22 protein-coding genes and 1 pseudogene are annotated in these 22558 nt (G+C 28.0%); 5 read left to right on the top strand and 18 right to left on the bottom strand.

The genetic code is table 11. The annotated features are described in order from the left end of the window. Window positions 1–96 precede the first annotated feature (96 nt). Window positions 97–1104, bottom strand: a complete 1008-nt coding sequence (locus QZ429_RS05175) for an alanine racemase (RefSeq protein WP_291952535.1) — start codon at window positions 1102–1104, stop codon at window positions 97–99. Next, window positions 1104–2075: a L,D-transpeptidase family protein gene (locus tag QZ429_RS05170; protein ID WP_291952533.1), complete on the bottom strand. Its 972-nt coding sequence runs from the start codon at window positions 2073–2075 to the stop codon at window positions 1104–1106. Before QZ429_RS05170 ends, QZ429_RS05175 begins: the two co-directional genes overlap by 1 nt. 122 nt (window positions 2076–2197) lie before the next feature. Between QZ429_RS05170 and QZ429_RS05165 the strand changes: the two genes are divergently transcribed. Genes QZ429_RS05165 through QZ429_RS05155 form a run of 3 tightly spaced genes read left to right on the top strand, consistent with a single transcriptional unit; the run spans window position 2198 to window position 3619 of the window. Further along, complete coding sequence (locus QZ429_RS05165; RefSeq protein ID WP_291952531.1) at window positions 2198–2617, top strand: copper chaperone PCu(A)C; 420 nt, start codon at window positions 2198–2200, stop codon at window positions 2615–2617. Beyond that, window positions 2617–3060, top strand: a complete 444-nt coding sequence (locus QZ429_RS05160; RefSeq protein ID WP_291952529.1) for a hypothetical protein — start codon at window positions 2617–2619, stop codon at window positions 3058–3060. Before QZ429_RS05165 ends, QZ429_RS05160 begins: the two co-directional genes overlap by 1 nt. 4 nt (window positions 3061–3064) lie before the next feature. Then, complete coding sequence (locus QZ429_RS05155) at window positions 3065–3619, top strand: SCO family protein (RefSeq protein ID WP_291952527.1); 555 nt, start codon at window positions 3065–3067, stop codon at window positions 3617–3619. Between the two features lie 6 nt (window positions 3620–3625). Here QZ429_RS05155 and QZ429_RS05150 read toward each other — a convergent pair whose 3' ends face one another. The 6 genes from QZ429_RS05150 to mapA all read right to left on the bottom strand — a co-directional run bounded on the left by QZ429_RS05150 (window position 3626) and on the right by mapA (window position 9689). Beyond that, window positions 3626–4825, bottom strand: a complete 1200-nt coding sequence (locus QZ429_RS05150) for an ABC transporter permease (protein WP_291952525.1) — start codon at window positions 4823–4825, stop codon at window positions 3626–3628. 57 nt (window positions 4826–4882) lie between these two features. After that, window positions 4883–5326 carry a hypothetical protein gene (locus QZ429_RS05145; protein WP_291952523.1) on the bottom strand — a complete coding sequence of 148 codons (444 nt, stop codon included), beginning with the start codon at window positions 5324–5326 and terminating at the stop codon, window positions 4883–4885. After that, complete coding sequence (locus tag QZ429_RS05140) at window positions 5302–5754, bottom strand: lipoprotein required for motility (RefSeq protein WP_291952539.1); 453 nt, start codon at window positions 5752–5754, stop codon at window positions 5302–5304. Before QZ429_RS05140 ends, QZ429_RS05145 begins: the two co-directional genes overlap by 25 nt. Window positions 5755–5882: 128 nt before the next feature. After that, window positions 5883–8435, bottom strand: coding sequence for a DNA gyrase subunit A (gyrA, locus tag QZ429_RS05135; RefSeq protein WP_291952522.1), 2553 nt, complete (start codon window positions 8433–8435; stop codon window positions 5883–5885). A gap of 37 nt (window positions 8436–8472) precedes the next feature. Continuing rightward, window positions 8473–9045, bottom strand: a complete 573-nt coding sequence (locus QZ429_RS05130; RefSeq protein ID WP_291952521.1) for a ComF family protein — start codon at window positions 9043–9045, stop codon at window positions 8473–8475. Further along, entirely contained in the window at window positions 9042–9689 is a 648-nt protein-coding gene (mapA, locus tag QZ429_RS05125) for an outer membrane lipoprotein MapA (RefSeq protein ID WP_291952519.1), read from the bottom strand. Before mapA ends, QZ429_RS05130 begins: the two co-directional genes overlap by 4 nt. 207 nt (window positions 9690–9896) lie before the next feature. On the opposite strand from mapA, the gene QZ429_RS05120 reads away from it, so the two are divergent. Beyond that, window positions 9897–11258, top strand: a complete 1362-nt coding sequence (locus QZ429_RS05120) for a DASS family sodium-coupled anion symporter (RefSeq protein WP_291952517.1) — start codon at window positions 9897–9899, stop codon at window positions 11256–11258. Between the two features lie 42 nt (window positions 11259–11300). Here QZ429_RS05120 and QZ429_RS05115 read toward each other — a convergent pair whose 3' ends face one another. From QZ429_RS05115 to dapE, 8 genes and pseudogenes are all read right to left on the bottom strand, one after another. Continuing rightward, window positions 11301–12476, bottom strand: a complete 1176-nt coding sequence (locus tag QZ429_RS05115) for an MFS transporter (RefSeq protein WP_291952514.1) — start codon at window positions 12474–12476, stop codon at window positions 11301–11303. Further along, window positions 12466–13089 (bottom strand): thiamine phosphate synthase, encoded by a 624-nt coding sequence (locus QZ429_RS05110; RefSeq protein ID WP_291952537.1) that lies wholly within the window; start codon window positions 13087–13089, stop codon window positions 12466–12468. Before QZ429_RS05110 ends, QZ429_RS05115 begins: the two co-directional genes overlap by 11 nt. Next, on the bottom strand, window positions 13079–14188 hold the full coding sequence (thiH, locus tag QZ429_RS05105) for a 2-iminoacetate synthase ThiH (protein WP_291952512.1): 1110 nt from the start codon (window positions 14186–14188) through the stop codon (window positions 13079–13081). The genes QZ429_RS05110 and thiH overlap by 11 nt, the downstream gene beginning before the upstream one ends. Window positions 14189–14202: 14 nt before the next feature. Beyond that, window positions 14203–14967, bottom strand: coding sequence for a thiazole synthase (locus QZ429_RS05100; protein ID WP_291952510.1), 765 nt, complete (start codon window positions 14965–14967; stop codon window positions 14203–14205). Between the two features lies 1 nt (window position 14968). Next, window positions 14969–15769, bottom strand: a complete 801-nt coding sequence (gene thiF, locus QZ429_RS05095; RefSeq protein ID WP_291952509.1) for a thiamine biosynthesis protein ThiF — start codon at window positions 15767–15769, stop codon at window positions 14969–14971. After that, complete coding sequence (thiS, locus tag QZ429_RS05090) at window positions 15766–15957, bottom strand: sulfur carrier protein ThiS (RefSeq protein ID WP_291952507.1); 192 nt, start codon at window positions 15955–15957, stop codon at window positions 15766–15768. The genes thiF and thiS overlap by 4 nt, the downstream gene beginning before the upstream one ends. Window positions 15958–15990: 33 nt before the next feature. Then, window positions 15991–16158, bottom strand: a pseudogene (locus QZ429_RS05085) (type II restriction endonuclease); the annotation flags it as partial. 163 nt (window positions 16159–16321) lie between these two features. Beyond that, on the bottom strand, window positions 16322–17422 hold the full coding sequence (gene dapE, locus QZ429_RS05080) for a succinyl-diaminopimelate desuccinylase (RefSeq protein WP_291952505.1): 1101 nt from the start codon (window positions 17420–17422) through the stop codon (window positions 16322–16324). A gap of 369 nt (window positions 17423–17791) precedes the next feature. Between dapE and QZ429_RS05075 the strand changes: the two genes are divergently transcribed. Then, on the top strand, window positions 17792–19765 hold the full coding sequence (locus QZ429_RS05075) for a methyl-accepting chemotaxis protein (protein ID WP_291952504.1): 1974 nt from the start codon (window positions 17792–17794) through the stop codon (window positions 19763–19765). A gap of 199 nt (window positions 19766–19964) precedes the next feature. Here QZ429_RS05075 and QZ429_RS05070 read toward each other — a convergent pair whose 3' ends face one another. Then, window positions 19965–22163, bottom strand: a complete 2199-nt coding sequence (locus tag QZ429_RS05070; protein WP_291952502.1) for an endonuclease MutS2 — start codon at window positions 22161–22163, stop codon at window positions 19965–19967. After that, window positions 22163–22300, bottom strand: coding sequence for a hypothetical protein (locus tag QZ429_RS05065; RefSeq protein WP_291952500.1), 138 nt, complete (start codon window positions 22298–22300; stop codon window positions 22163–22165). Before QZ429_RS05065 ends, QZ429_RS05070 begins: the two co-directional genes overlap by 1 nt. Window positions 22301–22558: the final 258 nt, after the last annotated feature.

The raw sequence follows: 22558 nt of genomic DNA, 5'->3' as shown, positions 1-22558 counted from the left end.
TAATCAATAAAGATATTATAAACAAAAATAAAATCAATATAGCCCAACTTAAAAATTCCATATCATTCCTTTCAAAATATATTAATATTTTTTAACTTAAATTACAATTCTCTTTAAAAATGGCGAAAGCTTAACTAATATTTCGTAATTGATTGTATTGAAAAATTGTGCCATTTCATTAGCATCTTTTATTACACAAATTTCATCACCACAATCCTCGCAAGAAAAATTATCCATAGACATTTTTCCAAGTATTTTTTTTCCATTTGGTAAAATCAAATCTTTTTTGCCATCATAACGAAATAAACCATCTCCATAACCTAAATCATAAGTAGCAATATTTATAGTATCTGTAGCAACATAGCTTCCGCCATAGCCTAAGCTTTGAGATTTTTGCAAGACTCTTTGACTAACTTTATTTGCCCATAGACTTAATACTTTGTGTAAATTTTGATTAAAATAAGCATATCCAAATTGCACAAGACCTACTCTACAATGTTCATCATCATCTAATTTAGCAGATCTAAACAATGCTTCAGAATTATGAGAGTGAAAAATAATTTTTTTAGATTCTTCGCCAAGTATTTTTTTTATTTTTTCTTTTGCTAGTTTAAAATTTTTCTTTTGCACATAATAACTTCCATCAAATTCATCACTTCCTGCAAAATGCATCATCACACCGCATAATTTCAACTGGCAAATTTTTATTTGATTTAAAACATCTTCTATATCGTGAAGCAAGATACCATTTCTATGCATATTTGTATCAATTACTAAATGTATCTTGGTGTTTGGTTTAATTTTTTTAATATCTTTTTTATCATTTAAAGCATAAATAAATTTTTTGTTTTCATTAAAATTAGGAATATGAGATAAAACCAAAATATTATCAAAAAAATCTTGTAATTGCATAGCCTCAAATTCATTTTTAACTGCGACAAAATTGATACCCTTAGCTCTTGCAATAGGAGCCAAACACTTAGCTCCGTGTCCATAAGCATTATCTTTAAAAACACATATTATTTTCTCATAGGATTTAACTTTAGAAGCAATTAGATCTAAATTAAATTCATAAGCTTTACGATCTAATTTTATATAAGCCATTATTGTTCAGCTAAAATTTGCATTTTACTATCTTGCAATCTTACATATATGACCTTATTGCCCTTAAATTTATAATTTTTAGTATCGTAGTTTTCATAAAAACCTATTCTAAAAATCTTTTCATTTTTTATATTTGGATAAGGACTGATACTTAAATCTGAAAATTTAATACTTTTTTTATCATTTCTTGAAAAAACTCTTTCTTTTGTTTTTGCAAATTGTTCATATTTATATTTATTATTATGTTTAAAAACTTTTTGCTCATAAAAAGATAAATATTTTTTTATATCATTATTTTGCCAACTCTCTTTCCAGATAAATAAATTTGCAAGAAGTGTAGAAATCTCATCAAGATTAGTCATAACCTTTTCTTTTTCTTCTATCATAGCATATGTCCTTCTATCAGCTATAATCTTATAAAATTCTTCTAATAAATCATTATGAACTGCAATACAACCCCTAGTTTTATATGTATCTAAGCGTGTCCCATCTAATGGATAACCATGGATCCATATGCCCCCACCTGTTTTGCCTAAAGTCTTATCTAAAATATTAGGATAAGTTGTTGCAAATGCAAAAGGACCATAATATGAATCCCCCGGATAGAATTTTTTTCCTAATTCATAAAAACCTATAGGAGTTTTTAAATCCCCTTCTACTTCTTTATCTCCTGATAAACCTGTTAAAACATCTTTTTGTGTAAATTTTTTCTCAATTTTTCCATCATTATAATAAAATACTTTAATGATTTTATCACCCTTATTTGTTAAGACTATTGCAACATCATTATCATAATACCCTAAACTCACATTTTTATCTTTTAATTCTTTAGACCAAAATTCTTTCGATGCTAATTCTTGCTCCAAAACCTTTTCAACAGCTTCTAAACCTTCATTTAAATATATTTTTGCAAGATTATTTGCATTGGCAAAAATGAAAAAAAATACAAGTGAAAATAATATTTTAAACAACAAAACCAACCTTTCATAATTTAAAATTAAAAAGCTAAATTATAATATTTTTACAATAAATATATTTTTAAATTTATTGAGTGTATAATATTTTAGTATTAATAAAAAATAAAGGAAAAATTATGAAAAAAATTTTAGCTATTTGTGCCCTTGGCTCATATATCTTTGCAAATAATATTATTGTAAATGATCCCTATGTAAGACAAACTCCACCAAATGCAAAATCAACAGCATTTTTTTTAGAGCTTACAAATAAATCAAATAACGATATTGCACTTATAAAAGCTGAAAGTTCGCTTAGCAATACAACTGAAATTCACGATCACATTATGGAAAATGGTAAAAAAATGATGATGCAAGTTCCTAAAATAATTATAAAAGCAAATTCTAGCACTGCTTTAAAACCAGGAGGAAAACACATTATGGCATTAAATCTTAATCAAAATGTAACTGAAAATACAAAAGCTGATTTAACACTTTATTTTGATGATAATAGCACCATCACATTGAAAGATATTCATTCAAAACATATTACAAAATAATGAAAAAATTATTTATTTTTGCTATAGCTATTATCATTTTAATAGCTATGGCTTACACTTATACTAAAAACAATCAAGAAAAAAAACGAGAGCTTATCACCACTTTAAACCCTTTGCATTGTGATTTAAATATTCAAGATTGCAACTATGATTTTAATGGACAAAAAGTATCAGTTTCTTTAAATCCAAAACCAATTTCTTCTATGAGCGAACTCAAACTAATCATTAATAATCTTGGAAATTTTAATAATTTAAATGCAAGAGTTTATGGACTAAATATGTATATGGGAGATATCATTCCTAAATTTAAAAAAATTAATAATTCTTATCAAGCAAAACTAGTATTAAGCTCCTGCACTTTAGATATAATGCGTTTTAGAATAGAATTTTTTGAAAATGAAAAAGCACTCGATTTCTATTTTGATTTTGATGTAAAAAGGTAACATTATGAAAAAAATTTACCTTATCTTAATAATATGTATAATTAGTTCTTTTTTTGTTTTAATTAAATATATTGAAAATAACAAATATGATTTTTACTTAAATTCTGAAAAAGGAATGCTAAGTTTAAAAAATTTTAAGGGAAAGAAATTAATCGTATATTTTGGTTATACATATTGTCCTGATATATGCCCTACGGAGTTAGCATTAATTGGTAAAATTTTAACCAAACTAGACACCAATAACCAAGCACATATTTTATTTATATCTTTAGATCCAAATAGAGACAACAATTTAACTCAATCTAATCAATGGGTGCAATATTTTTATCCAAATTCTACTGCTTTGATTGCACAAAATGAAAAAGAGCTTAAAAAAATTACACAAAATTATGGTGTAATTTATAAAAAAATTCCTTTAAAAGATTCTGCTATGAAGTATTCCATAGCTCATAGTGGTGAATTTTACCTTATAGATGAAAATGGAAAATTTGTTAAAACAATTAATGATATTAGTTATGAAAATTTCTATAATGAAATTAAACAATTCTTAAATAAATAATGTATTTTACTCATTTCTTAAGGTATCTAAGATATTTACTTGAGCAGCTTTTCTAGCAGGATAATACGAAGATAAAGCAACAATAATAACAGCACCTAAAATAGTTACCAAAAAATCAATTGCCGAAAGCTCTAATGGTAATTTACTCATACCATATACATCACTTGGTAAAGAAATAATATTAAAATTTCCTAATATATACAAAACCACAGCAGCTAAAATGACACCAGTAACAATTCCACTTCCTCCAATTAAAAATCCCAAAGAAAAAAAAGTTTTTTTAATCTCAATTTTACTCACACCTAATGATAGTAGCAAAGCTATCTCGTTACGTCGATTCATAACTATCATAAGCAAAGAACTAACTATATTCAAACTTGCGATTAATATTATAAGCATTAACACTATAAAAAGTGCTCTTTTTTCCAGAGCTAAAGCTGCAAAAAAATTTCCATTTTGCTCCCACCAACCAATAGTAATGTATTTAGCATCTAAAAATTCTTTTATAAGTTTTATATCTTCAAATGGATTTTTAGAATATACATGCAAACCATCATAAACCCCTTGAGGATAAGATAAAATTTTTGCTAAAGATTTTATATTTACATACATATAAGCCTTATCATAGGCTAATAAACCAGATGAAAAAGAAGCTTTCACATCAAAACGTTTTATTTGTGGTATCAATGATAAACCACTAGCATTTAAATTTGAAAAAATAAGTGTTATTTTGTCATCAAGAGCAAGATTAAATTCATTTTTTAAGCCACTACCAATTAAAATTTCAAAATTTTGAATAGTTTTTTTTTCTAAAGCATTGCTTATTATTTTATTAATCTTTTTCTCATCATCAAAATTTACTCCAAAAAGCACTCCTCCTTCTATTTTAAAATCATTTCTAGCTATTACTTGAGTGCTAATATAAGGACTAAAAATTAAATCTGGAAATTTTGATCTTAAATCCTGTAACAATTTTTCATCTACATTTGCTCCAAAACGTGGCAAAATAGATATAGGATAATTCATAGTAAAAAGTTTTCTTTCAAATTCTTTATCAAAACCATTCATTATAGCCATAGCCACTAAAAGAACACACAAACCAACACTTACACCTAAAAAAGCTAAAATTTTAGATAACATTATAAAAGGTTGATCTTTATCAAAACGTAAATATTTAAATAACAAATATATAGGAATACTTTTCATCTTAACTCTATATTTTTTATTTATTTTAACAATAAAGTAATAAAAATAAACTTCATATTATTTTAAATAATATATAAAAAAGCTATAATCACCAAATTCCACTATAAATCTAAGAGGTAAAATTTTGACATAAGTTTCACTTTGAGCTGAAGCTAAATTAGTATTTGTAAAATCTTTTACATCAATTTTAGAATTTAAAAAGCAATCAATTAAATCACTTTTATGGGTATTTAAAAAATTAAATTTGTCTATTTTAGTCATTCCTTCTTTGCTGATTCTACCAACATTACCACGAGTTATAAAATCTTTACTACTATAAGGAATCTCACATGCAAATTCTAATTTTTTATTTTTACTTTTTGTCATCGCCATCGAAATAGTCTCATTTTGATGAAAAAGCATTAAATTCTTATTAGAAAGTTCTGCCCAAAATATAAATTCATCTTGAGCAACAACTTTAAAAAAACACAAACAAATTAGTAAGCAAATAATTCTTTCCACTTGTCTGAATCGATTTTTAATTCTACATTTACTCTATAAAGTCCATCTTTAAAATCTTGATCAACAACACTTGCGTTTTTAATAAGACCATTTACTTGAGCTGTAATAGTTGAACTTTTAAGCATAGCGTCTTTTACCGTATCTTTACCATTAACTCTCACACCATACAATTTACTAGCCAATTGTCTATAAGCATCGGTAATAGCTGCCCTTTTAGCTAAAGCTAAAGCTTGACCTACAGAAACCGTATTCAACGGAGCTATACCTTCTCCAACTGCAGTGAAAGTTAAATCACTATCGGTATTTGTATCATTTGCAAGCATTTTTTCTTCTCGAATGATACTACGAACATCATCTTTATCTACCTTTTGAACCACAACATCAGTTGGAGTAGTCGAAGCAGACATTCGATTCTTGCTAGTACTCATACCTCTTTGATCTAATGCACAAGCACTAAAACCTAGAACTAAACAAAACGTTAAAATAAGTTTTTTCATTTTGAACACCTTCAATTTATTTGATTTCTTAAAAGATAGCAAAAAGCATTCCAAGAATTCTATTCTAGAGTCAAATCTGTATTAATATCGTCTTCTAGCTCTTCTTCTTTAGGGCATTTAGCAATACTTACAACTTCATCATTTTCAACATTTACTACAATAACCCCACTTGTATTTCTACCAGCTTTTCTAATACTTTGCATATCAACACGAATCATCTTACCACTACTTGTCAAAGCCATTAAATCCATACTTTCATCGACGATTACAACACTAATTAAATCCTTAGTTTTTGAAGTAAGTTTCATACAAATGACACCTTTACCTCCCCTGCTTTGCAATCTATACTCACCAGCATTAGTGCGTTTACCTATACCTTTTGCACTTACACTTAAAATTTCTTGTTCATTGTTTTCAATTACAACTGCACCTACTAATTCATCATCTTTTTCTTTAAATTTAATAGCCGTTACACCCCTACTAACACGACCAATTTCTCTTACTTTTGAAAGTAAAAATTTAATACACATACCCTTTTTAGTAACTGCAAAAAGCATTTTACCTTTTATATTTTCTTCAATCTCCTCGCTTAAAGCTTCTTCATTCTCATCATTTTGCAATTCTAGTTTTTCATTTTCATCTTGTATAACAATTATGGCAGTAACTAATTCATCATTTTCATCTAAATTAATCGCTTTAACTCCTACACTTCTAATATTTTGATATTCACTCAAATTAGTGCGTTTAATAATGCCATTTTTAGTAAAAAAGCATAATGATTTACTCTTATCAAAATCAGTAGTTGGAATAATAGCCATAATCTTCTCATCTGCTTGAAGATTGATAAGATTAACCACAGCTTTACCTTTAGCTGTTCTACTACCTTCTGGAATTTTATACACTTTAAGCCAATAAAGCTGACCGCGATCTGTTACAAACATTAAAGTATCGTGTGTATTTGCAGTAAAGAAATTTTCTATAAAATCATCATCATAAGTAGTAACTGCTACCTTTCCTTTTCCACCACGCTTTTGTTTTTCATATTGCTTACTAGGCACACGCTTAATGTATCCACGATGTGTTATTGTAACTACCATATTTTCATTAGGTATTAAATCCTCAATATCAATATCATCATAATCATCTTCAATCTGTGTAATTCTTGGAACATCAAATTTAGATCTAATTTCTTTTAACTCATCTTTAATTAAATTTTCCAATAAAATTTCACTCTTTAAAATTTGATCTAATCTCTCAATTTCAGCAAGTAATTCTTTTAATTCATTATCAATTTTTTCTCTTTCAAGTCCTGTTAAACGACCTAATTTCATATCTAAAATGGCATTTGATTGCAATTCACTAAGTCTAAATTTTTCCATTAATAAATTTCTAGCAGTTGGATTATCTGGTGAATTTTTAATCAAAGCTATTACTTCATCAATATTATCAAGAGCAATTTTTAAACCCTCTAAAATATGTGCTCTTGCTCTTGCTTTTTGAAGTTCAAAAATAGTTCTCCTTATAATAACAGTTTTCCTGTGATTTAAAAATAATCTTAATAACTCAATTAAAGAAAATATTTTTGGCTCTTTATTATGTATTGCAAGCATTATTACACCAAAAGTGCTTTCCATAGTAGTTGATTTAAATAAATTATTTAAAACGATCTCACTCATAGCATCGCGTTTTAATTCAATTACCACACGAATACCTTCTCTATCGCTTTCATCTCTAACTTCAGCAATACCTTCGATTTGCTTTTCTTTAGCTAAGTCAGCAATTTGCTCAATCAATCTTGCTTTATTTGTTTGATAAGGCAACTCATCAATTACTATTATATCTTTATTTGCTCTTTTTTCTATGTGAGTTTTTGCACGTACTTTTACTCTCCCACGTCCAGTTTTATAAGCTTCAACAATACCTTTTTTACCATAAATAATGCCACCAGTTGGAAAATCAGGTCCTTTAATAAACTGCATAATCTCTTCTAATGAACATTCTTTATTTTCAATTAAATAAAGCAAACCATCAATAAGTTCATTTAAACTATGAGGAGGGATATTAGTCGCCATACCCACGGCAATACCACTTGAACCATTAAGTAACAAATTTGGCACTCTAGCAGGTAGCACATCAGGCTCGCTCATAGAATCATCATAATTTGGAACAAAATCAACAGTATCTTTATCTATATCACGCAATAATTCTTCAGCTAAAATAGTCATTCTAGCTTCTGTATAACGCATAGCAGCAGCACCATCTCCATCAATTGATCCAAAATTTCCTTGTCCATCAACACTTGGATAACGCATTGAAAAATCTTGTGCCATTCTTACTAAAGCATCATAAACAGCAACATCTCCGTGTGGATGATACTTACCGATAACATCTCCTACTATACGAGCTGATTTTTTATAAGCACTACGACTTCCAACACCTAAATCATTCATTGCATATAAAATTCTTCTATGGACAGGTTTTAGCCCATCTCTTGCATCAGGCAACGCACGACCAATAATAACACTCATAGAATAATCTAAATAGCTACTTTTAATAGAACTTTCTATATCTATATCTTCAATGTCTGAATCTTTGGTAAAAATATTTTCCATAAAAATCCTTGAAAATTAATACACCTATTTTAGCAAATTATTCTTTTGCATTAGCTAAAACTAAAGCAAAAAGCACTTCGATATTATTTTTTTCTAAAATTACTTTTGCTTGAAGCAAGCTTAATCCTGTTGTTACTACATCATCAACTAAAATCACCGGATATTTTGGAATTTTTTTAAGTTCATACAATCTTTTATTTGTTTTTCTAAATTCTAAAGTTTTTCCACTATATTTTATATCTGATTTTGCTTGTAAAGTATTAAACATAGGTTTTATAAATTTTGTTTTTAAATATCTAGTTAAAATAGCAGTATGTGAGTAAGCTCCATAAGTTTTATCATCAAGAGCAATGGCATTAATAAAACAATGGGGTTGAAAAAAATCTTTAAATTTAGAAAAACTTAATTTTGCAAGTGCATTTAAAATAAAATATCCATAAAATTTATGCTTAGAATACAACAAATGCTTAATATCATCATATTGATAAAAATAATAAACCTTAAATTTTCCCTCAAGCTCTCTAATGCCTAAAGAATATTCTAATAATTCTTTTTTACAAGAAGCACAAAAGGTTGTTAGGGAAAATTCATAACAATTAAAACATCTCACAAGGCACTTATAATGTCTGCGGCTTTATTGGCCATTTGCTTAATAAGAAGTTGAGTGTAAAAAGGCAAATCGCTAATTTTATTAAAACCTCTAATTTCTTGCTTAGTTTTTATATTAATTTTTTTATTAGTATTAATATTTTGCAATTCTAATCTACCTGAAACAGAAGAATAAAGTGAATTAGAATTAAATTTTGAATAAAAATCAGTAAAACTTAAATTAACCTTTAAAACATAAGGAGAATCTTGAGTACTTTCTACAACAACTATACCTCTATCTTTTAATTCTTGTTTTAAGAAAACATAAAAATAATAATTAAACTTCTCATCTATGTAGTAATTAGTTTGTTCTGATGAAGAAATCTTTTTATTTTCATCTAAATCATAAATTCTATGAATATATACTTTTTTTAAAGAAGCACTCTTATCTATGGTTCTTTTATTTACACAATACTTAAGCCCTACATCACTAATATAAATTAAACCCTGAATTTTAGCCTCATAAGCTCTAGAATCTGAAGGATTATAACATTGTGCTTGAATCTTAATAACCTCATTGACTCTCACTACACCTTGATTTTTAGTATTAACTGCACAAGCACTAAAAAATAAGACTATCGCCAACAAAAACACATTTTTCATCATTTTTCCATCCTTAAAAATATTGTAAGTCATTACTTTTACTTAATAATTAACTTTAGCATTTAGCAAAAATTATACCAAAAATTAAATGATACTAAAATTACTTTTTTTACACATATCAAATATTTTTTAGCAAATAAAATATTTTTTAAATGAAATTCATTTATAATATGCTACAAAACTACAATTTATTTTAAGGGAGTTGTTTCAATGAATTCAAATATAAAAACACTAATTGTTGTGGCAGATTTGATACTTTTCGTTGCTTTGCTTTATTTTTCACCCTTTGGGGAGACAAAAGTAAATCAAGGATTATCTTTATTGATATTTATAGCTATATTATGGCTTAGTGAAGCGTTGCATGTTACTATTACTGCCATTTTAGTGCCAGTATCAGCTGCTATTTTAGGTTTATTACCTACCTCAAAGGCTTTAAGCAGTTTTGCAGATTCAAATATCTTTTTATTTTTTGGTGGTTTTGCTTTAGCTGCTGCAATGCATCATCAAAAACTAGATAAAATGATTGCACATAAGATTCTTTCATTAGCTAAAGGACATTTAGGATTATCAAGCTTATATATTTTCATCACAACTGCATTTTTATCAATGTGGATGAGCAATACAGCAACAGCAGCTATGATGCTTCCACTAGCCATTGGAGTATTGGCTTCTTTAGATGAAAATAAAGATAGAGATACTTATGTTTTTGTCCTTCTAGGAATAGCTTTTAGTGCAAGTATTGGTGGAATAGGGACTATAGTTGGGACTCCTCCAAATGCTATAGTTGCAACACAACTTAATATAAGTTTTGCTCAATGGTTACAATATGGTATCCCTATTGTTTTAGTATTTTTACCTGCTATGATTTTGATATTATATTTTGTATTTAAACCTAAATTTAATACTCAAATTGATTTACACACTGATTATGTAGAATTAAACAGATCAAGAATTATCACTTTAATTATCTTTTTAGTAATCGCTATATCTTGGATTTTTAGTAGTAAAATTAACCCTATTGTAGAAAGTATATTTGGACACAAAATAGCAAATATTGATGCGATTATTGCCTTACTTGCTGCAATCTTAGTGTGTGCGTTTAAAGTGATTGATTGGAAGAGCATACAAAAAAATACCGATTGGGGAGTTTTAATGCTTTTTGGTGGAGGTATCACTTTAAGCGTGGTGTTAAGAGACTCAGGAGCTAGCAAAGTGATGGCTGATACACTTATTTCGTTTATAGAGGATGGAAATTTATTTATTATAAGCTTAATCGTAGCATTTTTTATAGTATTTTTAACAGAATTTACTTCCAATACAGCTTCAGCAGCTCTTTTAGTGCCTTTATTTATTTCTATTGCAGAAACTTTAGGCGTACCTGCTTTAGGACTTGCTTTAATCATAGCTATTGGTGCTTCTTGTGCATTTATGTTACCAGTAGCAACACCACCAAATGCTATAGTTTTTGGGACAGGTTATATCAAACAAAAAGAAATGATCAAAGTTGGAATTATTCTTAATATATTTTGTTCAATAAGTATTGCTACTATTGCTTATTTTTTCTGGCTTTAATCTCTTTAGTCTATTTTAGACTAAAGAGGTTTTTTAAATATTTTAATTCGTCTTTATTACTTCACTTTTATAAGCAAGATATCCAAACAAACAAAGACAAATACTCACAAAAATAAAAAATATCAAAATTTCATAAAAATTTTGAAAATAATCATACAAATAACCTATGATAATAGAGGAAGTAGAAGCTAGCAAATAACCAAATCCTTGAGCAAAAGAAGAAAGTTTTGCTGCTACAAAATGATTTTTACTTTTATATGCGATAAAATATAAAGCTATAGTAAATGCTCCTCCCCAAGGAATACTCATTAAACATACACCAAAAATTATCCCGTATTTATTGATACTTAATACAATAACCAAAAATGATAAAACATACAAAAAACATAAACTTAATATATAAAATAATTTTAAACTTTCTTTAATCTTTCCAAGTAATAATGGTGCTAAAAATGCCGCTGGAAGTCCTATAATTTGTGCTAATAAAATTAAATTTGTGCTAGCTTCTATGCTAAATCCTTTTGATTTTATAATCAAAGCAAGCCAAGCAAATAAACTATAAGCTAAAAAACTTTGCGTCCCCATAAATAATGTAATTTTCCAAGCTGTTTTATTTTTCAATAAATAAATTTTATTAAAATGTTTTTTCTTTTTTCTAAAAAATCTTTTATTTTTAATTTGAGGATAATAAGCTAACAAAGCCAACACTGCAAAAATTCCCCAAAAAAATAAAGCATACTTTACTCCAAAAGCATAAGCTAAAGGCAAAGATAAAGCTATGCCTGCCATAGAAGAAATTCCAAGCATCATTCCATAAATACCCATCATTTTAGTAACATTATCAGGGAATTTTTGCTTTATCAAACTAGGAACTAAGACATTTGCTATTGCGATACCACATCCTAAAATAAAAGTACCTAAAAAAAGACCATTAACCCCTGTATAGCTTCTTACTAATTCTCCTATAGCTATTAAACAAATTCCACCTAACATAGCACGAAGTGGTGAAAAATAACCTATAAAAAAAGATAAAAATCCAAAAGTAAATAAAGGTAAAGAATTTATAATGCCTATTGAAGTATAACTTATATCAAAGTATCTCTTAATCATTTCAGCCATAGGACCTAAAGCTGTTATGGGAGCTCTAAGATTAAAAGCAATGATTATAATGATTAATAAATTTAAATAATAAATCCTCTTATAAGTTTTACTCATCATATGTCCTAATATTTAATCTATTTTTGCATTCATTAACATAATGTTTTATTTTTTCTTGATACATAAATGCTTCTCTAATGCAAACACCTGCTATGTCTAAATCTTTAAATTTACTTATATTTTGCAAATTTATACCTCCAATAGCATAAAGTGGAATTTTACTTACCATTAGCAACTCTTTCATAAAATCAAGCCCACAAGGTTGTAAATTAATTTTACAAGAACTATTAAAAATATGACCTACAAAAGCATAATTTACTTTATACATCATAGCCTCATATAATTCTTCTTTAGAATGGATAGAAGTTCCTAAAATATGAAAATATCTATATAACTTTGAATTTTTTCTAAGTAAATCTAGTGGTGCATGAAAAAATCTATGATCAAGTTTTAAGCTTACTCTATCAAAATTATGCAAAATACAATTTAAGTTATTTTTCTTGCAAATTTTTAAAACTTCTTTTGCCAAATCATAATATTCCTCCTCGCTCAAATGCTTTTCTCTAAGCACGAGACCATCTACCTTAGCTCTTGCAAGCTTTTCTATGTATTTTAAAAAATCTCCTTCCATTATCTTACTATCACTAATGGCAATAATTTTTTTAGCCCACATAAATACTATCACTCATTATAGCTTGTAAATTTTGCTTTTTTAGCATATTTAAAATATCTTCTACGCTTCTATTATCAGTTATCTCAAACTGCTCATCTCCGATCTTTTCCCCAGAATGTGCTCTTATACCCACACTCACTCCAGCACTCATTTTACTCGCACCAAGTCTTAGCACCTCATCTCGAAAAATAGCCCTTTCACGAGTTGAAATAGTAATACCTACAAAAGGCAAGAAAATCCTATAAGCACAAAGAACCTGCAAAAGGCGTTTTTCACTCACATCTTTGGGGTGAATTTTAGCATTATTAATAATAGGTCTTAAACGTGGCACGGACAAAGAAATTTCAGCTGCAGGATAAAACTGCTGCAAATAATATGCATGAAGAGCGGTAGCTAAAGCATCTTTTCTAAAATCATCAAGCCCTAATAAAGCCCCAAAAGCAACCCCTCTCATACCTGCTTTTAAAGCCCTTTCTTGCCCATTAAAACGATAATAAAAATTACTCTTTTCCCCGCTTAAATGGAATTTTTTATAGCTTTGGATATTATAAGTTTCTTGAAAAATAGTAACATAATCGCAGCCATTTTTGTGCAAAAGCTCATACTCTGCCACTTCCATAGGATACACTTCTACAGCTATGACCTTAAAATACTCTTTTGCTATCTTACAAGCTTTTGCTATATACTCAACACTTGCATACTCTCTGCCCTCGCCTGTGAGTATAATGATTTCTTGCAAACCACTTTTAGCTATAGCTTGCATTTCAGCATAAATTTGTGCTTCATTAAGCTTAGAACGCACGATTTTATTACCTTTTTGAAAACCACAATAAGTGCATTTGCTATTACAATAATTTGAAAGATAAAGTGGAGTAAATAAAAAAACTCCATTGCCAAAATACTTAAGCCTTAGCTTGCTTGCCTTAAGTGCTAGCTCTTCTATAAATTCTTCAGCAGCACTTGAAAGCAAAGCTTTTAAATGCATAATGTTTAAAGTGCTTGCACTTAAAGCTTGTTCTACTTCTTTAGGTCCAAATTCTTTTTCATTATAAGTTTCAAGCTCTTTTAAAATTTTATCTAAGATGATATTATTTTGCACTCATTATTCCTAAATTAGTCTCTTAAAAAACCTGTCAAAGGTGAGCTAGATCTTGGGCTTTCATTAACACTAGCTAGCCCTGCTAAATAAGCATTGCGTCCTGCCTTTACAGCTAAAGAAAAAGCCCTAGCCATTTGAGTAACATTTTGTGCTTGGGCTAAAGCAGTATTAACCATCACAGCACTTACTCCCATTTGCATAGCCTCACAAGCTTGAGCAGGAGTTCCAAGCCCTGCATCGACTATTATAGGTAAGGATATTTCATCAAGTAAAATTTGTATAAATTCCTTAGCGCACAAGCCCTTATTTGTCCCTATGGGTGCAGCTAAGGGCATAATAGCAGCTGCTCCAGCATTTTGCATAGCCCTAGCAACGTATAAATCAGCACTCATATAAGGCAAAGGCGTAAAGCCTTCTTTTGCTAGTAATTCCACTGCCTTGATAGTTTCATAATTATCAGGTAAAAGATATTTACTATCTTTTATAACTTCGATTTTTATAAGCTTGCTACCACAAAGCTCCCTAGCAAGCCTTGCTATGCGTAAAGCTTCATTAGCATTTCTAGCACCTGAGGTATTAGGTAAAAGTGTAACACCCTTAGGTATAAAATCAAGTATATTTTCAAGTCCGTTAGCATTAACGCGTCTTAAGGCCAAAGTGATAATTTGAGCTTTTGCTTCTTTTATAGCAGCTTGTATTAATTTTAAAGAATACTTACCAGAACCTAAAATAAAGCGTGAGTTAAACTCAAATTCTCCTATTTTTAAACCATCTTGCATTTTATTCCTTTTGTGCTAAAAGCTCTAAGACTAAATTGGCCTGATGTCCTGCACAAATATTTACGCGTGGTGCCATAAGCCCAGCTCCTGGCTTTGCTTCACTTTTTAAGTCTCCGCACACATAAAAATTCTTAGCAATTTTTCTAGTTTGTATGGTATTACTATCCCCATATCCTGCAAGTCCAGAAGCACAAATTAAAATTTTATCAAAATATTTATGAAAATTTTGTGCTAAAATGGCCTTATATTTAGCACTATCAAAAGCCTCACAAACTATATCATCATCGATAAAAAGCTTGGCTATATTTTCTTTTTCTATTTTTAAATTTTGAGCAAATACCTCTATAAAAGGATTGATTTTGCTAATTTGTTCTTTTAAAGCATCACTTTTAAATTTACCTAAGTCCTCCACCATATAAGCTTGACGATTTAAATTACTAGGCTCAACCACATCAAAATCAATCAAATGAAGTCTTCCAACCCCACTTCTTGCTAAATTTATAGCTATATGCGAGCCAAGCCCCCCAAGCCCACAAATTGCAACACTTGCTTTTTTTAATTTATCGTGAAGTTTTGGAGTATGGCGCGCTCTCATCATAGCATCAAGTGCATCTTTTGGAGGCATAATATTTTTTTCTATACAAAAAAGTTCATCATTCTCGCTTAAATTTAAATTTTCCTTAGTAGCAAAACCATTGACTATCCATACATCATTTTCATTTTTACTTACACTTTGAAAAAATTCTAAAGTAGTTTTAAAATCACTTTGAATTTCTTTACCATTAAATTTTATTTTCATCAACCACCTCCTACGAAAGTTACGATTTCTACTTTATCATTTTCTTTTAAAATCAAAGCTTCAAATTTATCCTTTGGGATAATTTTTCCATTTAATTCTAAAGCAATAAATTCTATTTTTAATTTCTTTTCTTTAACATAATCCATAAATTTAAGCTCTTTTAGCTCAAGCTTTTGTCCATTAATAATCATTTAAAACCTTTTATAAATCGTGCATTGTCATTTTTATATATTAAATAACTCACAAGGATTTATTTTAAATTGCAACATATTTGCACTTAATCTTCCTCCATCTCCACCTTTTCTTTGCATAGTAATTTTACCTATTTTTAAACTTCCTTGTTTTGTTATTCTAACTTCTCCGCTGTAAAATTTTATCACCTCTTTTAAATTAAATTTATTATCTAATAAATTAATATCAAAAATTACTTTTTCAAAAAAATATAAAGCGTTTGTAATTTATAAAAACGATATAAGCTGTGTTCATTATAATTTTTTGCCCCAAAAATTGCTTGAATTTTACTTGTATATTTTTTAAATATATCCATACTTTTTCCTAGCTAAAATTTTCTATTAAATCTTTAAAAATTAAATACAATTTTTCAACTTCTTCTATACTTACTCTTTCATTAACTGCGTGAATTGTGTCATTACAAACCCCAAATTCAGCTACTTCAACCCCAAACTCAGCAAAAAATCTTGCATCACTTGTGCCACCTTTGGTATTAAGCTCTGGCACTATAGAAGTAATTTTTTGCACGCTTTTGTTTAAGCTTTGCACAATTTTAGAATCACTTTGAGTTAAAAAAGGCTTAGAACCTTGATTTAAAGAAAGTTCAAAATCAAGCCCTTCACAAATTTTTTCCACATAATTTTGCACATCTTCTAAGCTAGTTTGTAAAGAATTGCGGACATTAAACATAATCTTTAATTCACTAGGTGTTACATTAGTTACCTCCATACCAGCTCTTATATCGGTAATTACTATCTTTGAAGGTAAAAAAGCCTCATCACCTGGATCTAAATCAAATCCTGCCAAAAATTTTAAAGATGAAGCAAAATTATGCACTGGATTAATACATTTTTGTGGATATGCTGCGTGTCCTTGCTTACCCTTAATACGCAAAATTCCATTAATAGATCCGCGACGACCTATTTTGATACTATCTCCAAATTTTTTATCACAAGTTGGTTCAGCTACTACTGCAAAATCTGGCAAAAGATCTTTTTCTTGCATAAATTTAAGCACTTCTAAAGTGCCATATTTTGCTTCGCCTTCTTCATCACTAGTAAGAATAATGCTTAATCTTGAGCCTTTAAAATCAACATCTTTAATCGCACTAATAAAAGCAGCAACACCACTTTTCATATCTTGTGTGCCTCTTGCATAAATAAAACCATCTTTTTCTAAGGGATTAAAAGGATCATTACTCCAACCATCTCCTGGCGGGACAACATCAATATGACCCCCAAAGGCCAAATGTTCGCCCTCATTATTAAATTTTTTAGTAAGCAAAAGATTTTTTACTCCTTCTTTTTCTATAAAAAAAGCTTCAAAATCGCCAAGCTCTACCGCAATATAATTTAACGCACCATCATCATCAGGTGTGATGGATTTAAATTGAGTTAATTCTTTTAAAAAATTTATTACTTGCATAATATTTATCCTAAATGCTTTATATAGCAAAGAAAGAGCAAAATACTCTAAAAAATAATTGCTAAAAAAAGATTAATATAAAAAATATTTGTTTTTTATAAAAGCTTTAAATTTAAACAAAAAAAGATAAAGCAAAAATCAAAAAATAATATATTAGCATAAGCTTTTAAGACCTATATAAAAATTATTTCTAAAAGATGATGAGACTATCTTAAGTTAAAAAACAATATCACTAAAATGATTTAGTGTATAAAATAGTAACATTAATTCAAAAAAAATAATTTTATAAAATAAAAAAATTAATACAAAAATCTTTTAAACTTACATTGGTATTATTTACAGACATTTAAAAATTTAAAGGAGTTTATTATGAATAGCTTAAAAGTAAAAACTATGATCATTCTCTCGATAGCATTATTTGTTATTTTTACTTTTTTTGGGACATTTAGCTATCTTGATAGTGTTAATATTTTTCAAAAAAAATCAAACGAAAGTAGAGAATTTGCTTTACAATCTGTATTAACCTACACAAATAACTATTTAAATAGAGAAAAGCAAGTTTTAATAGAAACTGCTAACACCTTGCAACTTGATCCTAATATCTACAAAAGCTCAAGGATATATAATTTTATTTCAAATATCGCTAGAACTTCAGGATTTTATAATTTTTATTTTACCTATGTTGATAGCGGAGATTTAATTATTAGCAGTAAATCAAACAACTATGCTAATGCAGAAATTTTACTTAATTCAGATGGAAGTAAATTTAATCCAAAAGATAGAATTTGGTTTAAACAAACTATGGAAAAAAGGACTACGATAATCACAAAACCATTTGTTGATGTTGTTAGTAATGCTTTAGCTATGGGATTTTCACAACCTGTTTTTGACTCAAATAATAAAATAGTAGGTATTATTTCTGGAGATTTACCTTTAGATATTTTTAGTAATGCTATTAGAAAATTTAAATTTTCACAATCAGCTAGAGTGCTTGTTTTTGAAGATTTATTTTATGTAACACCTGGAAGGTATATTTTAGATGAGGCTGGAAAACCTTTTATTAAAGCTTTAAAAGATGGTATGCAAACACATAAAAATAAAGCTTTTAAATACTATTCTTCTTTAGATCATGATGAAAGATTAGCAACTTGCGGGATAAATAATATAGGATGGAATATATGTTTAACAAATTCTTATAATGATTATACAAAAGAATTAAAAGACATTGCTTTTAAAAATTTCATATGGTTTTTATTAGGTTTTATCATTTTATTAAGCATAATTTATTTTACTATATCTTACTTGCTTACTCCATTAAAAGACTTAAAATCTAATCTAGCAAATTTCTTTAAATATCTTAACTATGAAAAAGAAGATTATGTTCCTATTATTATTAAAACTAAAGATGAATTTAAACAAATTGCTAATTACATAGATGAAAACATCAGTGAAATACAAAAGTTAAGAGAGCAAGAGCAGATTATACAAGAAGATATCAATTCTATAGCAAATGAAGCAAAAGAAGGACGCTTTGGAAAAATGTTGATTTTTAAATCAAAAAATCCTAATCTTAACACTCTTAAAGTATCCATCAATGAAATGAGTGCAACATTATGCAAAACCATTACTATGGATATTTCAAGAATTTTAGAAGTATTCAAGCAAGCAGAAAAAGAAAATTTTAAAGCACAAATTTCAACCCCTATTGGTATAGAAAAAGATGTCAATACTCTTATATGCAACATAGTTAAAATGCTAACTACTTCAAAAGAATTAGCTAATACCTTAAATACTCATAGTCAAAGTCTTAATGATTCTGTAACGCAATTAGAACAAAGCTCCCAACAACAAGTTAAATCCTTAGAATTTATATCTAGTGCTATAGAGCAAATAGCAAGCTCGATGACTCATATGAATCAAAGAGGAGAAAATATTGTGCAACAAAGTGAAGATATTGCAAAAATTGTCAATGTCATAAAAGAAATCGCTGAACAAACCAATCTCTTAGCTCTTAATGCAGCCATTGAAGCAGCTCGTGCTGGAGAACACGGACGTGGATTTGCTGTCGTTGCTGATGAAGTGCGAAATTTAGCCGAAAGAACGCAAAAAAGTCTTGACGAAATCGATGCAAATACTAATTTACTAACTCAATCTATCAATGAAATTGTAAGCTCAATTAGCGAGCAATCTCAAGGCATAAACCACATTAATGAAAAAATTTCAGAATTAGAATCTAATACTCAAACTAATCTTGATATTTCTCTTTCTACTTCTAAAATTAGCAATAATGTTTCAAAAATAGCTAATGAAATTTTAGAAGATGTTAATAAAAAAGAATTCTAATGAGATTTAATTCTCATTAGAAAAATACAATTTTATAATTTTAAACTCAACTTTCTTATATGCAAAATCTTAAAAAATTAATTCTTATTTAAAAATAAAATTATCAAATTTATATTTACTTAAAAATTCAATTACTATCATCATTTATTTGATTAAATAACTCTCAAGGATTAATTTTAAATTTAAAATATAAATATTTTCAAAGTTTGACTATCTTAGCACCAAAACCACCTTGATTAAAAGGTGCGTCATTAAAGCTTTTAACATTTTTGTGGGTTTTTAAAAATTCTTTTACTGCAAAAGCTAATTTTCCTGTGCCAATACCATGATATACCACAACCTCATCAAAACCTGCTATAAGTGCATCTGAAATAAATTTATCAAGTCTTTCTATAGCCTCATCACTCCTAAGCCCATGTAAATCTAAAGTCATACTTAAAGCACTAGGGCGCGTTATATTTATACTTGATTTTACTTTTTGCACAGGAATTTGATTGCTCTTTTTAAGAAGTTTCAATGGCACACGCAAACTCAAACCATCGCTTTGAATTATCGCATCATTTTTTGAAATAGCCGTGATTTTTCCTTTAATCTTTTCATATTTTACAAAATCTCCCACTCGAAACTCTTCGTTTTGTTCCATACTTGGCAAAATGATATTTTTTTTAAGCTCATTTGCTTTATTTAAACTTCTTTGTTTCTCTTTAATATCTTTAAAACTAATAGTTTTTTTAGCCTCTTGTATAGCTTGATAATATTTAAATTCTAAATTAGAGATAAGTTTTTTTATTTCTTGTTCATTTTTTTCTTTTTGTTCTTTTAAAGAAAGTAAAATTTCATCAACCTTAGCTTCTTTTTTTTCAAGCTCTTGACTTTGTTTGCGTAAAGAAAGTTCTAAATTTATATTCTTACTTACCATCTCTTCTAAATTTTCTTTATCTTCTCCATAAAGTTTTTTAGCATTTTGCACTAAATTTATGTTTATCCCATATCTTAATGCTGTTTCAAAAGCATAAGATTTACCTATAGTGCCTTTTAAAAACTCATATTTTGGACGTGAAAGCTCTTCATCATATAAAGCCGCTAAAAGCTCTACTTGTGGGTTTTTAGCTAAAAGCATAGCAAAACGTTTATGATGAGTGGTGATTATAATTTTATTATCGTGTTTTATTAGTTGTAAAACAAGTTCATTATATAAACAAGCAGCCTCTTCAAAATCTGTCCCAAGCTCTATCTCATCAATACCCAATAAAATATTTTTTTTACTAAAAAGTTTAGAAAAATGCAACATTCTTCCTGCAAAAGTAGAAATATCGTTTTTTACATTTTGAGGATCTTCTAAAATCGCATCAAATTCTTTAAAATTTCCTATTTGACTTTTTTGAGCATTAATCTTCATAGGAAGTAGGTATTTAGCAAGCAAAGCAGCACTTAAAATACCTTTTAAAAGCATAGATTTTCCACCTGCATTTACCCCTGTGATAATCAATACCTTTTGAGAAAAATCTATATTCACACTTTTTGCATTTTTTAAAGCTGGATGTGCAAAGCCGTATAATTTTAAATTACTAGAATTATCCGTTAAAATAAATTCAAAATCATTTTTTTTAGCCATCAAAACTCTAGCACTATAATGATCAAATAAATCAAAAGCTTGATTGATAAATTTTAAAAACATTAAATTTTTATAAAAAATCAAACTAATTTTTTTGGCATACTCATAAAAAATTTTTTCTTTAGTATCTTTGATTTCATCAATTTGACTTTGAATTTTTTCTACACTCAAAGGCACGATGTAAAATCCACCTCCACTACTTCTGCCTATAATCTTAGCTTGCAAAATATGATTAAAACCACCTCGCACAAGTAGAGCTTCTATGCCATTGATCAAATGAATTTGTGTATCTATGAAATAAGAATTTAAATTTTTAGTGTAAGTAAGTTTTTTAAATTCAGCGTGTAAATCTTCTTTTTTTAGTTTTAAAGCAAGGTTTAAGTTAATTAATCTTTCATCAATACTTTCTTTGATTTCACCTTTTTCATCAAAATATCCTATTAATTCTGTGATATTTTGTGGAATTTCTATTTTTAAAAGCCATTCTTTTAGACTTTCTTCAAATTTTAAACTCTTTAAATAATTAAAATACATACAAATTTTAATAAATTCAAAACTCTGACTTAAATGTAAAATCCCCTGTTTGCTAAGATGAGTTAATGCTATATTTAAATTATCAATTATTGGCGGTGGAGTAAAATCAATCAAACAAAGCTCATTAATCCTTTTAAAGTGGAGCTTGCTATCACCTTGTAAAAAAATATCCTTATTTCTAGCAAAAAAATTTTTAAAATCTTTTATATAAATATCTAAATCAAGTTTTTTTAAAAATGATTCTTGCATTATTTAACCAACTGACATTCTTTGATATCAAAAATTAAAGCTTTAAATTGCTTATTTTTTCCATTAGATACAAAACTTTGAGTGCCGTATTCAAAATTAAAAAATTCCTTGCTTATATTCATATCTTTACATTGCAAAACCTCACCTTGAAAAAAGGCATTTAATAATTCTTTTTTTAAGTTGGTATTATCTATAATACTTAATTCAAATTTAAATGCAAAAATTATAAATAAAATTAATATTAAAATTAAAAGATAATCGCTAATCTTTCCAATTTTTTTTCTTAAAAAAACAACCTTACATACTAATTTTTTAAAACCCCCCTCTTCATTTTTTTTTATGTTTTAACCGGTATATAGGGCGGCTTTTGTTTTTTTTTTTTTTTTTTTTATTAC

The organism is Campylobacter sp., from assembly GCF_020024835.1.
GTDB lineage: Bacteria > Campylobacterota > Campylobacteria > Campylobacterales > Campylobacteraceae > Campylobacter_D.
The sequence above is the reverse complement of the archived record's forward strand: the minus strand, read 5'-3'. Positions and strand labels throughout refer to the sequence as shown.

What these genes read in the sequence shown, in the direction of transcription:
- QZ429_RS05120 (WP_291952517.1), top strand. Translation starts at nt 9,897, where the DNA reads ATGAATTCAAATATAAAAACACTAATTGTTGTGGCAGATTTGATACTT.
- QZ429_RS05140 (WP_291952539.1), bottom strand. Translation starts at nt 5,754, where the DNA reads ATGAGTACTAGCAAGAATCGAATGTCTGCTTCGACTACTCCAACTGAT.
- thiS (WP_291952507.1), bottom strand. Translation starts at nt 15,957, where the DNA reads ATGATTATTAATGGACAAAAGCTTGAGCTAAAAGAGCTTAAATTTATG.
- mapA (WP_291952519.1), bottom strand. Translation starts at nt 9,689, where the DNA reads ATGATGAAAAATGTGTTTTTGTTGGCGATAGTCTTATTTTTTAGTGCT.
- gyrA (WP_291952522.1), bottom strand. Translation starts at nt 8,435, where the DNA reads ATGGAAAATATTTTTACCAAAGATTCAGACATTGAAGATATAGATATA.
- QZ429_RS05115 (WP_291952514.1), bottom strand. Translation starts at nt 12,476, where the DNA reads ATGATGAGTAAAACTTATAAGAGGATTTATTATTTAAATTTATTAATC.
- QZ429_RS05075 (WP_291952504.1), top strand. Translation starts at nt 17,792, where the DNA reads ATGAATAGCTTAAAAGTAAAAACTATGATCATTCTCTCGATAGCATTA.
- QZ429_RS05110 (WP_291952537.1), bottom strand. Translation starts at nt 13,089, where the DNA reads ATGTGGGCTAAAAAAATTATTGCCATTAGTGATAGTAAGATAATGGAA.
- QZ429_RS05150 (WP_291952525.1), bottom strand. Translation starts at nt 4,825, where the DNA reads ATGAAAAGTATTCCTATATATTTGTTATTTAAATATTTACGTTTTGAT.
- QZ429_RS05175 (WP_291952535.1), bottom strand. Translation starts at nt 1,104, where the DNA reads ATGGCTTATATAAAATTAGATCGTAAAGCTTATGAATTTAATTTAGAT.
- QZ429_RS05155 (WP_291952527.1), top strand. Translation starts at nt 3,065, where the DNA reads ATGAAAAAAATTTACCTTATCTTAATAATATGTATAATTAGTTCTTTT.
- dapE (WP_291952505.1), bottom strand. Translation starts at nt 17,422, where the DNA reads ATGCAAGTAATAAATTTTTTAAAAGAATTAACTCAATTTAAATCCATC.
- QZ429_RS05070 (WP_291952502.1), bottom strand. Translation starts at nt 22,163, where the DNA reads ATGCAAGAATCATTTTTAAAAAAACTTGATTTAGATATTTATATAAAA.
- QZ429_RS05165 (WP_291952531.1), top strand. Translation starts at nt 2,198, where the DNA reads ATGAAAAAAATTTTAGCTATTTGTGCCCTTGGCTCATATATCTTTGCA.
- QZ429_RS05160 (WP_291952529.1), top strand. Translation starts at nt 2,617, where the DNA reads ATGAAAAAATTATTTATTTTTGCTATAGCTATTATCATTTTAATAGCT.
- QZ429_RS05100 (WP_291952510.1), bottom strand. Translation starts at nt 14,967, where the DNA reads ATGCAAGATGGTTTAAAAATAGGAGAATTTGAGTTTAACTCACGCTTT.